A 13024-nucleotide genomic window follows, 5' to 3' on the forward strand; every position below is an offset into this window, starting at 1 on the left:
GCATCGAACAACCTTGTCTAACACATTTTTATTTGAATTTTATCATGATGTTTGGCCCTTACTTCATATATTTTATAAAAAGGATGGTGAAGTAAAATGGCCAGAATTTCAGATTTTCAAGTTAAAGATGTTGTAAATGTTGCCGATGGAAAGAAATTAGGCAATATTGTTGATTTAGATATTGATCAATCAAATGGTAAAATCACTTCGATTATTTTAACAAAGCCAGGGAAGGGATTAAATTTTTTTAGTAAAGAAGAGGAAATGACAATTTATTGGAATGATATTGTGAAAATAGGTGAAGATGTTATATTGGTAAAATATCGTTCATCTGTGGATTTAGATGAAAACCAAGCTAGTCCAGTTAAATACACATAAAAAACTTGTTGACTGATGAGTTTCTAGTAGATTGGGGCGTAGTTGCAATTTTACTTTATTCCTAAAATTGATACCACGTCGAATGCGATTCCTTGCAGCTAATTTTATTTTCGAAAGTGAAAAAAATAAGTGTGTTTTGTCAAAAATAATCAAAAATGTGAAATCTATGGTAAAATATAGGAAACCATAACTGGTTTACATATATTTACTAAATTAGTTTCTGTGAGGTCTTATAAATATGAAAGAGAGCTTCATTCAATCGACTGAAAGTACTTTTATGATTCAACCTTGGGAAGACTCATACAAACATTTAGTTGCAGGATTTACAACAAAAAATGATGGAGTTAGCCAAGGTTGTTTCACTTCTTTTAATCTTGGATTACATGTAAATGACTCGAAGGATATTGTAGTAGAAAATAGAGAACTCCTTGCGAGTAAATTAGAGTTTTCAAAGACGAAATGGGTTTGTTCAGAACAAGTTCATGGGAATAATGTGGTGAAAGTAACAAAAAAAGATTGTGGCAAAGGTGTTACTGATTACGAAACTAGCATCGAGACAACAGATGGTTTTTATACGAATGAGGAAAATATATTATTAACTTCTTGTTATGCAGATTGTGTTCCGTTGTATTTCCTTGAACCAACAAGTAAATTTATTGGTTTAGCTCATGCAGGTTGGAAAGGTACTGTTCAAAACATTGGCGGACGTTTAATCGAAAAATTGGTGAAAGAAGAAAACGTACAACTTAAAAATATCCAAGTTGCAATCGGGCCAGCAATTGGTGATTGTTGTTATGAAGTGGATGATTTTGTGATGAATAAGGTAGATGATGCTTTTGAACACAAGATTCCTAATAATATTTTAACCACTTTACAAAATGGGAAATTCAAATTGAATTTAAAAGAAGCAAACAAACAATTACTCATTAGATCGGGTATTAGTGAAGAAAATATAATAATGACAAATTATTGTACAAGTTGTAACCCGAGCCTATTTTTTTCTCACCGTAGGGATGGTGGGAAAACAGGAAGAATGATGAGTTATATTGGTTGGAGGAATTAGCATCATGACTGTCAAACAAAATTATGAACGTATTAGTGAACAAATTAATGGAGCCAAAGTAAGAGCAAATCGAGATGATGATGTCACTCTAATAGCTGTTACGAAACAAGTATCCACTGAAGTGGCTAAAGAAGTTTTAGCTGAAGGTATACTTCAATTAGGTGAAAACCGTTTTGAAGGACTAAAGGAAAAACAAGATCACATTAAAAGTGATGTTATCTGGCATTTTATTGGTTCACTTCAAACTAGAAAAGTAAAAGATGTCATACATAGAATAGATTACTTACATTCTTTAGATCGACTATCCTTAGCAGAAGAGATACAAAAACGAGCAGCAGAACCATTAAAATGTTTCCTACAGGTCAATGTATCTGGAGAAGACTCAAAGCATGGCATAGATCCAAATGATGTAATCGAATTTGCTAGACAACTTTCAGAATTTGATAAAGTACAAGTTGTTGGGTTAATGACTATGGCACCCTTCACGGAGGATGTAACGATCATTCGAAATAGCTTCAAAGGATTAAAGGAATTACAAGAAAAAGTAAAAGAGCTACAGATTGCAAATATTCCATGTTCTGAATTATCAATGGGTATGTCTAATGATTTTGAGATAGCAATAGAAGAAGGTGCTACATTCATAAGAATAGGTACTGATTTAGTAGGAAAGGGAAGGTAGAGAAGATGAGTATTATTGGGAAAGTTAGAAACTTTTTTGCAATGGAAGATGAGTATGAAGATGATTATGAATACGAAGAGCAACAACATCAGCAACAACATCAGCAACAAAAACAATATCAACAACAGCATCAACAACAACAATTTTCTAAACATGTAAATGAAGAAATTAACCAAGAGAGAAATGCATCAAAGCAAAAATTAGTAAGTATACCAGGAGGAGCTTCTTTGTCGTCAAAAGTTGTATTAGCGCAGCCGCGTGAATATGCAGAAGCACAGGATGTTGCAGACCATTTAAAAGCAAAAAAAGCAGTTGTGATCAATTTACAACAAATGCAAATCGATCAAGCTAAGCGCTTTGTTGACTTCTTAAGTGGTACAGTTTATGCAATAAGTGGAGATATAAAAAAAATTGGTACAAATACGTTTATTTGTACACCTGATAATATTGATATTTCTGGAACGATTACAGATATGTTATTTGAGGAAGACAATTCCATTAAAAGGTGGTAATTAAATGGATTTACTTTTTTATATTTTATACAAATTAATCTCATACTATAGAATCGTCATCGTAATTCATATCATTTTATCTTGGTTCCCTCAAATAAGGCAATCAGGCTTCGGTCGCTTAATTGGTAGGATATCAGAACCATATTTAGAGCCGTTCCGTCGAATTGTTCCGTCAATTGGTATGTTTGATTTTTCACCTATTATTGCATTATTTGCATTAGAATTTGCTGGAATTGGTATTTTAAATATTTCTCGTTTCTTTTAAAGAGAGAATCTAACAGGTTCTCTTTTTTAATTAATATTGAAGATTGATGAAAAAGAGGATTGCATTAATGAGTATTTATGATCATTTTCGAAAAGAAGAGCATGTTTTCGTAGACAAGGTTCTCAGCTGGAAGGAACAAGCAATTGAACGCTATTCTATTAAGTTGACAGATTTTCTTGATTTAAGAGAACAAATGATTATGCAATCAATTATCGGTAATCAAGGGGAGTGTTTTGTCGCTTTTTTTGGTGGTCGCGGGGATTGTGAACGAAAGCGTGCAATTATTTACCCGAGTTTCTATACACCAGTTGAAGAGGATTATTCTTTGGTTGCATTTGATTTAGTTTATGCAACTAAATTTCACACCTTATCTCATCGACAAGTATTGGGAACATTAATGTCATTAGGAATCACAAGAGCAAAATTTGGTGATATTTTAATTAAAAATGATATGATCCAACTAATTGTTGCTGATGAAATAGCAAGTTTTGTAGAAAGTAACTTAATTTCTGTAGGAAAATCGCCAATTAAATTAAAGAGAATTTCATTTAAAGAATTGATTGAATCAGATGATGTTTGGCAAACTAATAATGGGACTGTATCATCACTAAGATTAGATGTCTTATTAAGTGAATTCTATAATATATCGAGACAAAAAGCCCAAAGCTTAATTAAAACTGAACACGTTAAGATAAATCAGCGAGTTATTGATTCTACTTCATTTTTATGTGAAGAAGGAGATTTATTCTCTGTCAAAGGTTTTGGTAGAGGAATGTTAATGTCAATTGATGGCTTATCAAAAAAAGAAAAATGGCGGATAAACTACGGTGTTAAAAAATAGTCAGAAATTGTAGAAGGAAAAACGTAGAAACTGTCGAAAATTTATTATAACCTATAAATAAAGAACATACATACATGGAGGTGGCTTAATTGCCTTTAACACCACTTGATATTCATAATAAAGAATTTGGTAAAAGTTTTCGTGGCTATGACGAAGATGACGTTAACGAGTTTTTAGATCAAGTCATTAAAGATTATGAATTAGTTATTCGTGAGAAGAAACAATTAGAAGAGCAAATTCTTGATATGAAAGAAAGATTAAAGCATTTTTCTACTATAGAAGAAACTTTAAATAAGTCAATTTTGATTGCGCAAGAAGCTGCTGAAGATGTAAAAGGTAGTGCCCAAAAAGAAGCTAAATTGATTATTAAAGAAGCGGAGAAAAATGCTGATCGCATTATCAATGAAGCTTTAATTAAATCTAGAAAAGTTACAATGGAATTTGAAGAGCTTAAGAAACAATCCAAAGTTTTCCGAACACGTTTAAGAATGGCAATCGAAACTCAATTAGAAATGCTAGGGCATGAAGATTGGGATCATATTTTAGATGATAAAGAAACAGAAGAAATCGCAAACTAGTCCATAAGTCTTGACGATTTGTAAAGTTTTAAATATAATTTATTAGATATTAATAGTAAATCGGTGACAGGGAAGAGTACTTCTATAAAACTAGGTAGCGAGTCAAGGATAGTGTAAGCTTGATATAGAAAATAGAAGGAAAATCACCCTAGAGTGCTTTTCTGAAATGAGTAGGAAAAGACGTTTCATTCACGTTAAGAATGCTAAGTGGACAGTAAATTTATGAAATTTATTGTCAATTAGGGTGGTACCACGGGAACCTTTCTCGTCCCTTTTTTGGGATGAGGAAGGTTTTTTGCGTCTTACACGATTTATTATACATAATAGACAACTCCACTAATAAAAGGCTTGTAAGATGGATACAATGCGTTAATGTGGAATTTAAAAAATGTAAAGTAAGCTGCCATAGAGCAGTTGGACTTGCCTAAAAGGCTAACTTTAGATCAATCAAGTTTAAAATGGAGGAAAGCAAATGGAGTACAAAGATACGTTACTTATGCCAAAAACTGAATTTCCTATGAGAGGAAATTTACCTCAACGTGAGCCACAAATTCAAGAAGAGTGGAACAAAAAAGATATTTATGCAACTGTTCAAAAACATAACGAAGGAAAACCGTCATTTATATTACATGATGGACCACCTTATGCAAATGGTGACCTTCATATGGGACATGCACTTAATAAAGTTTTAAAGGATTTCATTGTTCGTTTTTATAATATGAATGGATACCGTTCTCCTTACGTTCCAGGTTGGGATACTCACGGTTTACCGATTGAACAAGCATTAGCAAATAAAAAAGTAAATCGTAAAGAAATGTCAGTAGCAGAATTCCGTAAACTATGTGAAGAATATGCTTACGAGCAAGTAGAGCGTCAAAAAGAACAATTTAAACGTTTAGGAATTTTAGGTGATTGGGACCGACCATATATCACACTTGAAAAAGAATATGAAGCTGAACAAATTAAAGTATTCGGTAAAATGGCTACTAAGGGATTAATCTATAAAGGTCTTAAACCAGTCTATTGGTCTCCATCTAGTGAATCTGCGCTTGCTGAAGCGGAAATCGAGTACCAAGATAAGCGTTCAGCATCAATCTATGTTGCATTTGCAGTTGAAAATGGGAAAGACGTTCTAAACGGTGGAGAGAAATTCATTATTTGGACGACAACTCCATGGACGATCCCGGCTAACTTAGCTGTATGTTTACATCCTGACTTAAGCTATGATGTAGTATCTGTAAATAGTGACAAGTTCGTAGTTGCTAGTGAGCTAAGAGAATCTGTCGCAAATGAACTAGGTTGGGAAGGTGCAGTAGTTGATAAGACTTTTAATGGTTCTGAACTTGAAGGAATCATTTGTAAGCATCCATTGTATGATCGCCAGTCAGTTGTTATTTTAGGTGATCATGTAACGACTGACGCTGGAACAGGTTGTGTTCATACTGCACCAGGTCATGGTGAAGATGACTTCCGTGTAGGTCAACAATATGGATTAGAAGTGCTTTGTCCAGTAGATGAAAAAGGTGTTCTAACAAAAGAAGCTCCTGGTTTTGAAGGTTTATTCTATGATGAAGCTAATAAAGAAATTACAAAAGCATTAGAAGAAAAAGGTGCTTTATTAAAATTACAATTTATTACACACTCTTATCCACATGACTGGAGAACGAAAAAACCAATTATCTTCCGAGCAACTGCACAATGGTTTGCATCAATTGAAGCAATTCGTGAGCAATTAATGCAAGCTGTTCAAGATACTAAGTGGTTCCCAGCTTGGGGGGAAACTCGACTATTTAACATGGTTCGTGATCGTGGAGATTGGTGTATCTCACGTCAACGAGTTTGGGGAGTTCCAATTCCAGTATTTTATGCTGAAGACGGAGAAGCAATTATTACAGAAGAAACAATTGAACATGTTTCGAACTTATTTAAAGAGCATGGTTCAAATATTTGGTTTGAAAAAGAAGCAAAAGAATTATTACCTGAAGGATTTACACATCCTGGTTCACCAAATGGTAACTTCACTAAAGAGAAAGATATCATGGATGTTTGGTTTGATAGTGGTTCATCACACCAAGCAGTATTAAACACTCGTGAGGAATTATCTTTCCCTGCTGATATTTACTTAGAAGGTTCTGACCAATACCGTGGTTGGTTTAACTCTTCATTAAGTACAAGCGTTGCTGTAACTGGTCAAGCTCCTTATAAAGCTGTAGTAAGCCATGGCTTCGTTTTAGATGGTGAAGGTCGCAAGATGAGTAAATCAATCGGAAACATCGTTCTACCATCAAAAATTATGAATCAATATGGTTCGGATATTTTACGTCTATGGGTAGCTTCTGTAGATTATCAATCAGATGTTCGTATCTCTGACGCATTAATGAAACAAGTTGCTGAAGTATACCGTAAAATCCGTAATACGTTCCGTTTCTTACTAGGAAACCTAGACGGATTTAACGCAGAACAAGATGCTTTAAAATATGAAGAGCTACGCGAATTAGATCAATACATGCTAGTTAAATTAAACAATGTGGTTAAAACAGTTCGTGAATCGTACGAGAAATATGAATTTGCAAATGTTTACCACACAATTCAAAACTTCTGTACAACTGAATTAAGTTCTTTCTATTTTGATTTATCAAAAGATATTTTATATATCGAGCCAAAAACGAATAAAGATCGTTTAGCAATTCAAACAGTATTACATGAGTCATTACAAGCTCTAACTCGTTTAGTAGCTCCAATTTTACCTCATACAGCTGAAGAAGTTTGGTCACATATGGCAGGAACTACTGTTGATAGTATTTTCTTAACTGAAATGCCAGATGTTAAAGATTTCGGCGATACTCAAAGCTTAGAGGCTAAGTGGGAAAAATTCATGGATTTACGTGATGACGTATTAAAAGCACTTGAAGTTGCACGTAATGAAAAAGTAATCGGTAAATCTCTAACTGCAGCAGTGAAAATCTATCCTAATGCAGAAGTAGCAGAACTACTAAATTCGATTAATGAAGACTTCAAACAATTATTAATTGTTTCTCAAGTAGAAATTGCTAGTAGCGATGAGCAAGCTCCTGAAACAGCGCAAAAATTTGATACATTAAGTATCGAAGTAACACCTGCAACAGGGGAAACTTGTGAACGATGCTGGGTTGTTACAGAAGAAGTTGGTAAAGATGAAGCACATCCAACACTTTGCTTACGTTGTGCAAGTGTTGTAAAAGATATTTAATGAATGTGAAGAACTAAATTAGAGGGCCGAAAGATTAAACTTTCGGCTCTTTTTAATACAAAATTGTAAATAAGGTTGTATTGGTGTATGGTATGTATAAGCGGTACTAAAATAAAAAATAAGAGGGATTTTTACCATGAATTATGTGAATAATCCAAATTGGGCTAAGTTAACTGATTTAATGAAGAAGCGAGTGGAATTAAGAGAAAAGGGATACAGTTACCAAGAAATAGCTGACTTAGAGCAGAAAAGTCGCTCAAGTATACAACAAAGTATCAAGCGTTCATATTACCTTTTAGGAATAAAAGAACCAGATATTAAAGGAATCCTAAAAAAAGAAATTGAACAGTCTGTTAATATAGAAGGAATTAGGAATGAAATGCTTGAGGAAATGAGAAAACAAGGAATTAGGGAATTTGTAAAAGAGTTTATTAAAAGAGATGATGTAAGAGAGATTATAAAAGAAGAATATAGAAAAGAATTAGAAGATGAAAAAGGATGAACGTAGTAAAATCTTCCTTTTTTTATTTTCCGGTTGTATGTATGTATGTGTTGATGTAAGATTGTTCTTGTAAGCGATAACATCAACTAAAAACAAACATTGGGGGAATACAATTTGAATAAAAACATCAAAAAAGTAACTCAAGCAGTTTTAGGAATTGCGATCGCAACGCCAATGGTTTTAGGATTAGGATCATATGCAGGAGCAACTTCAGGTGCAGTAACTGCTACTAAAGTAGCTGTAAAAGACAAAGCCAGCTATCGTGCTAAAACTGTTGGATATCTAGCTAAAAATCAACAAATTAACTACTCGGGTTACAATAGTACATTTGTAAAAGTTAACTATAAAGGTAAGACAAGATTCATTCTAAAAAAATACGTAAAATATGTACCATCAACAAGTCCATCAACACCATCAACACCATCAACACCAGCAACAAGACCGTCTAATCCGACTACACCAGCAAGCTCAAATGATTCGATTCAACAACAAATTTTAGACTTAGTAAATATCGAGCGTGGTAAAGGCGGATTAAAGCCATTAACACTATCTAGCTATCTGGACGGAACGGCTCAAGCATGGTCACAAACAATGAGTAATGCGAACAACATGTATCATTCAACATTAAGCTTCAATGGTGGATACAAGGGTGAAAACATCGCTCATGGTCAAACAACTGCAAATGAAGTAATGACTGATTGGATGAACTCACCAGGTCATCGAGCAAACATCATGAGCCCTAACTTTAAACAAATTGGAGTAGGTAAAGTCGGAACTTATTGGACGCAACAATTTGCAGACTAATAATACTCAATCATTAATAGAAAATTTTTGAAAGATATAAGGAAAACCCGCAAAAGGACATGGAGCCTAAGCGGGTTTTTTTTTTCAGTTTAAATAAAATTACAATTATGAATGGAAATATCTTTAGCCATTTCCTTTAAAGGAAAAAGTTTCACCTATTATCGACTTCGGTTTGAGGGAAAAGTATTTTTACATAAAAAAATTGGGAGTGAAGAAGATGAGGAGCAATGAAATTTTCTATATCAAACAAGAGCTCGAACTTATTAAAAATGAATTGCTACATCGTTTATTTTCTGAACCAATAAGTTCTACTGATATCGAGCAACATCATTCAATTTATGAGGAGACAAATAAACATCATATCCTCGTTGAAGACATGCAAAATGATTTATATGATATTGAGATTGCCTTGCAAAAAATTGATCATGGATTATTTGGTTATTGTGAGGTAACTGGGCAAGCTATTCCAATTGAAAAATTAAAAGTGCTTCCAACAGGTCGAACGTTAGAGGATTTTAGTTTTGTAAGAAATCATTACTAATACTATTCATTGTATAAACGTTTCCCCTATGCTAAAATTTGATGAGATATCTAATAAGGTAGGGGATAAATTTGGCATATATTATTGCGGTAATTGTCATTTTAATTGATCAGCTGACAAAACTTGCGGTATTAAAGAAGATGTATTTAGGAGAAAATATTGAGATTATTAAAAATATTTTTTACATAACATCACATCGCAATCAAGGGGCGGCTTGGGGAATGCTCCAAGGGAAAATGGGTTTCTTTTATTTAATTACTTTAGTCTTTGTGGTAGCAGTGATTTACTTTATCCAAAAGCACGCAAAAGGAGATCGATTCCTTGGTCTATCTTTAGGATTAGTATTAGGTGGTGCGATAGGTAATTTTATTGATCGATTCTTCCGTAAAGAAGTAGTTGATTTTATTCATGTTTATATTTTCAATTATGATTTCCCTGTTTTTAATATTGCAGATTCTGCACTTTGTGTGGGCGTTATTTTATTATTTATTATTACTTTATTGGAAGATAAAAGAGGAGTTAAGAAATGACAGTTTTTGCTTTTACAGTTCAAGAGGATCAACATTTAGAAAGAATCGATACGTTTATTGCAACTCAAAATGATGAGTGGTCAAGATCTCAAGTACAAACATGGTTAAAAGAAGATTTTGTATTAGTGAACGGTGAAAAAATTAAACGTAATTATAAAGTAAAACAGGGCGATGAAATATCAGTTTCAGTACCTGATCCAAAGCCATTAGAAGTAATAGCTGAGAACATTCCACTGGATGTTTATTATGAGGATGCGGATGTAATTGTTGTAAATAAACCTCGTGGAATGGTAGTTCATCCTGCATTAGGTCATGAAACGGGTACTTTAGTGAACGCTTTAATGTATCATTGTAAAGATTTATCTGGCATTAATGGTGTATTAAGACCTGGAATAGTACATCGAATTGATAAGGATACATCAGGTTTATTAATGGTTGCAAAAAATGATGTAGCTCATGAGAAGCTTGCAGACCAATTACGTCAAAAAACCTCTGTTCGTAAGTATATTGCGATTGTACATGGGGTAATTCCGCATGAAGAAGGCACAATCGATGCGCCAATTGGACGAGATAAAAGTGATCGTCAAAGTATGACGGTTACTGAAGATAATAGTAAAGAAGCTGTGACTCATTTTAGAGTATTAGAGCGATTTGATGAGTTTACTTTAGTTGAATGTCAGCTTGAAACAGGTCGTACACACCAAATTCGTGTTCATATGAAATACATAGGATATCCGTTAGCTGGTGATCCTAAATATGGACCTCGTAAAACGTTAGATATAGATGGTCAAGCGCTACATGCAGCTGTTTTAGGTTTTAACCATCCAAGAACAAATGAGTACTTAGAGTTTTCATCACCTATACCAGAAGTACTAGAAAATATTATTGAACAATTATCCAGATAACTGTTGACAATGATTGTAACATAGGTCATAATGAGGACAGTTGAATGAACCTTTAACACAACCCCGTGAGGTTGAGAAGGAAGCGGAAAAATGAAAAGGGATAAATGTATCCTTTTGCGCTACCCTCTTGTCCATCGGGCAAGAGGGTTTTTTGCTTCTACACTATAAAAGTAGGAGGTAAGGTAAATGACTGAAAAAGCAATCATCTTAGACGAACTAGCGATCAGACGTGGTTTAACAAGAATTGCACATGAAATGCTAGAAAATAACAAAGGTATTGAAAATGTTGTTTTGGTTGGTATTAAAACCAGAGGTGTTTATCTGGCAAAACGTATTGCAGAAAGAATTAAACAGATTGAAGGTAAAGAGGTAATCATGGGCGATTTAGATATTACTCTTTATCGAGATGATTTATCGACAAAGACAGAAAACAAAGAACCATTAGTAAAGGGTTCAAATGTTCCTGTAGACCTAACAAACAAAAAAGTAATTTTAGTTGATGATGTGCTTTACACAGGTAGAACAGTTCGTGCCGCAATGGACGCTGTGATGGACCTAGGTAGACCGGCACAAATACAATTAGCAGTTTTAGTAGATCGAGGACATCGTGAGCTTCCAGTAAGAGCAGACTATGTTGGTAAAAATATTCCAACTTCGAGTAATGAAAAAGTAGTCGTAGCATTAAAGGAAACAGATGACCACGATAAAGTAAGTATATTTGAAAAATAGAAGTCCCTTTTAAATTTGGTCCAGAGAGGCTAACAAAGGGTCTAGTTAGTTGCTGCCTTATTTGAAGCAACGCACTTGGACTCTTTGTGTACAACCACAAAGAGTTTTTTTATTGGGAAAATTGGAGGAAACAACATGATAAAACAAAAACCTGTCCTAGAGATAAATGAAAAACCGAATATAGGTCAATGGATTTTCCTAAGTTTACAACACTTATTCGCAATGTTTGGATCGACGGTATTAGCTCCAATCTTAATCGGAATAAATCCTTCAATCGCACTAATATCCAGTGGGATTGGAACAATCGTGTTCGTACTAATTACAAGAGGTAAAGTACCATCTTACCTTGGATCATCATTCGCCTTCATCGCTCCGATGATCTACGCGAAAACAAATTTAGAACCTGGTGCAGCGTTCGTAGGAGTTTTCATCACAGGGATCATCTATGCAGTAATCGCACTAATCATTAACAAAGTAGGCGTGAAATGGTTATTCAGAGTATTACCGCCAATCGTAGTTGGGCCGGTAATTATCGTAATCGGATTAAGCTTATCAACAGTAGCGGTTGGAATGGCAATGAATGGAGCAGACGGCAAATACAGTTCAACATCAATCGCAATCGCATTAATAACACTAGCTATCACAATCATAACAGCATTATTCACAAGAGGTTTCTTATCAGTTATACCAATCCTAGTAGGAATTATCGGTGGATACATTACTTCAATCTTCTTTGGGGTTGTAGACTTCACAAAAATAGAAGAAGCAAAATTGATTGCAGTACCTGATTTCTCAGTACCATTTGTTAACTACACACCACATGTCACTTTCCAGCTACTAATCATCTTTGTACCAGTAGCAATCGTGACAATCTCAGAACATATAGGACACCAAGTAGTACTAGGAAGTGTCGTAAATAAAGATTTAATTAAAGATCCTGGATTGGATAAGTCATTATTCGGAGATGCAGTTTCAACAATGATCGCAGGCTTAATAGGTGGTCCTACAACAACGACATACGGTGAAAACATTGGAGTTCTAGCAATCACACGAGCATACAGCGTATACGTATTCATAGGTGCTGCAGTGTTGGCCATAACATTTGGATTCGTCGGAAAAATCTCAGCGATCATCAGCTCAATCCCGACACCTGTAATGGGTGGTATCTCAATCCTACTATTCGGAATCATCGCATCAAGCGGATTACGAGTACTAGTAGAAAACAAGATTGATTTTGCTAAACAACGTAACTTAGTTATCGCTTCAGTCATCCTAGTACTAGGAATTGGTGGAGCAGCAATACACATTGGTAATCAATTCGCATTAGAAGGAATGGCTTTATCAGCTTTAATCGGAGTTGTGCTAAATTTAGTCCTTCCAGAACAAATTGGTGGCGACGATCGCAATATCGAAAAAAAGGATGAGAGCCTCGCTTCATAATTAATAAATGAATAGGGAATTCTTACAG

Annotated in this window: 15 protein-coding genes and 1 other annotated feature; all 15 genes read left to right on the top strand. The window is 34.4% G+C overall.

What is annotated here, in order from left to right; all coding sequences use genetic code 11:
• The first annotated feature begins 96 nt into the window (after positions 1–96).
• The 15 genes from BED47_RS22875 to BED47_RS22945 all read left to right on the top strand — a co-directional run bounded on the left by BED47_RS22875 (position 97) and on the right by BED47_RS22945 (position 12996).
• Positions 97–378: a YlmC/YmxH family sporulation protein gene (locus tag BED47_RS22875; RefSeq protein ID WP_069035603.1), complete on the top strand. Its 282-nt coding sequence runs from the start codon at positions 97–99 to the stop codon at positions 376–378.
• Between the two features lie 238 nt (positions 379–616).
• Positions 617–1441, top strand: coding sequence for a peptidoglycan editing factor PgeF (pgeF, locus tag BED47_RS22880; RefSeq protein ID WP_069035604.1), 825 nt, complete (start codon positions 617–619; stop codon positions 1439–1441).
• A gap of 4 nt (positions 1442–1445) precedes the next feature.
• Positions 1446–2120: a YggS family pyridoxal phosphate-dependent enzyme gene (locus BED47_RS22885; RefSeq protein WP_069035605.1), complete on the top strand. Its 675-nt coding sequence runs from the start codon at positions 1446–1448 to the stop codon at positions 2118–2120.
• A 5-nt stretch (positions 2121–2125) separates the two neighbouring features.
• Positions 2126–2632, top strand: a complete 507-nt coding sequence (locus BED47_RS22890) for a cell division protein SepF (RefSeq protein ID WP_069035606.1) — start codon at positions 2126–2128, stop codon at positions 2630–2632.
• A gap of 4 nt (positions 2633–2636) precedes the next feature.
• Positions 2637–2897, top strand: coding sequence for a YggT family protein (locus BED47_RS22895; RefSeq protein WP_069035607.1), 261 nt, complete (start codon positions 2637–2639; stop codon positions 2895–2897).
• A gap of 67 nt (positions 2898–2964) precedes the next feature.
• Positions 2965–3738 carry an RNA-binding protein gene (locus tag BED47_RS22900; protein ID WP_069035608.1) on the top strand — a complete coding sequence of 258 codons (774 nt, stop codon included), beginning with the start codon at positions 2965–2967 and terminating at the stop codon, positions 3736–3738.
• An 89-nt stretch (positions 3739–3827) separates the two neighbouring features.
• Positions 3828–4316, top strand: a complete 489-nt coding sequence (locus tag BED47_RS22905) for a DivIVA domain-containing protein (RefSeq protein ID WP_069035609.1) — start codon at positions 3828–3830, stop codon at positions 4314–4316.
• Between the two features lie 54 nt (positions 4317–4370).
• Positions 4371–4592 (top strand) — a binding site (T-box leader).
• A 196-nt stretch (positions 4593–4788) separates the two neighbouring features.
• Positions 4789–7545 (top strand): isoleucine--tRNA ligase, encoded by a 2757-nt coding sequence (gene ileS, locus BED47_RS22910; protein WP_069035610.1) that lies wholly within the window; start codon positions 4789–4791, stop codon positions 7543–7545.
• 136 nt (positions 7546–7681) lie between these two features.
• Positions 7682–8047 (top strand): hypothetical protein, encoded by a 366-nt coding sequence (locus BED47_RS22915; protein WP_069035611.1) that lies wholly within the window; start codon positions 7682–7684, stop codon positions 8045–8047.
• Between the two features lie 114 nt (positions 8048–8161).
• Entirely contained in the window at positions 8162–8851 is a 690-nt protein-coding gene (locus BED47_RS22920) for a CAP domain-containing protein (RefSeq protein WP_069035612.1), read from the top strand.
• 217 nt (positions 8852–9068) lie between these two features.
• Entirely contained in the window at positions 9069–9392 is a 324-nt protein-coding gene (locus BED47_RS22925; RefSeq protein WP_069035613.1) for a TraR/DksA family transcriptional regulator, read from the top strand.
• 71 nt (positions 9393–9463) lie between these two features.
• Positions 9464–9922, top strand: a complete 459-nt coding sequence (gene lspA, locus BED47_RS22930) for a signal peptidase II (protein ID WP_069035614.1) — start codon at positions 9464–9466, stop codon at positions 9920–9922.
• Positions 9919–10827, top strand: coding sequence for an RluA family pseudouridine synthase (locus BED47_RS22935; protein ID WP_069035615.1), 909 nt, complete (start codon positions 9919–9921; stop codon positions 10825–10827). Before lspA ends, BED47_RS22935 begins: the two co-directional genes overlap by 4 nt.
• A gap of 186 nt (positions 10828–11013) precedes the next feature.
• On the top strand, positions 11014–11556 hold the full coding sequence (gene pyrR / locus BED47_RS22940) for a bifunctional pyr operon transcriptional regulator/uracil phosphoribosyltransferase PyrR (protein ID WP_069035616.1): 543 nt from the start codon (positions 11014–11016) through the stop codon (positions 11554–11556).
• A 138-nt stretch (positions 11557–11694) separates the two neighbouring features.
• Positions 11695–12996 (top strand): solute carrier family 23 protein, encoded by a 1302-nt coding sequence (locus BED47_RS22945; RefSeq protein ID WP_069035647.1) that lies wholly within the window; start codon positions 11695–11697, stop codon positions 12994–12996.
• Positions 12997–13024 lie beyond the last annotated feature (28 nt).

Origin of the sequence: Gottfriedia luciferensis (genome assembly GCF_001712755.1) — a bacterium.
In the GTDB taxonomy this organism is placed as follows: Bacteria; Bacillota; Bacilli; order Bacillales; family Bacillaceae_G; genus Gottfriedia; species Gottfriedia luciferensis_B.

Coding starts and splice junctions, on each gene's coding strand:
- BED47_RS22875 (WP_069035603.1), top strand. CDS start 97: ATGGCCAGAATTTCAGATTTTCAAGTTAAAGATGTTGTAAATGTTGCC.
- pgeF (WP_069035604.1), top strand. CDS start 617: ATGAAAGAGAGCTTCATTCAATCGACTGAAAGTACTTTTATGATTCAA.
- BED47_RS22885 (WP_069035605.1), top strand. CDS start 1,446: ATGACTGTCAAACAAAATTATGAACGTATTAGTGAACAAATTAATGGA.
- BED47_RS22890 (WP_069035606.1), top strand. CDS start 2,126: ATGAGTATTATTGGGAAAGTTAGAAACTTTTTTGCAATGGAAGATGAG.
- BED47_RS22895 (WP_069035607.1), top strand. CDS start 2,637: ATGGATTTACTTTTTTATATTTTATACAAATTAATCTCATACTATAGA.
- BED47_RS22900 (WP_069035608.1), top strand. CDS start 2,965: ATGAGTATTTATGATCATTTTCGAAAAGAAGAGCATGTTTTCGTAGAC.
- ileS (WP_069035610.1), top strand. CDS start 4,789: ATGGAGTACAAAGATACGTTACTTATGCCAAAAACTGAATTTCCTATG.
- BED47_RS22915 (WP_069035611.1), top strand. CDS start 7,682: ATGAATTATGTGAATAATCCAAATTGGGCTAAGTTAACTGATTTAATG.
- BED47_RS22925 (WP_069035613.1), top strand. CDS start 9,069: ATGAGGAGCAATGAAATTTTCTATATCAAACAAGAGCTCGAACTTATT.
- BED47_RS22935 (WP_069035615.1), top strand. CDS start 9,919: ATGACAGTTTTTGCTTTTACAGTTCAAGAGGATCAACATTTAGAAAGA.
- pyrR (WP_069035616.1), top strand. CDS start 11,014: ATGACTGAAAAAGCAATCATCTTAGACGAACTAGCGATCAGACGTGGT.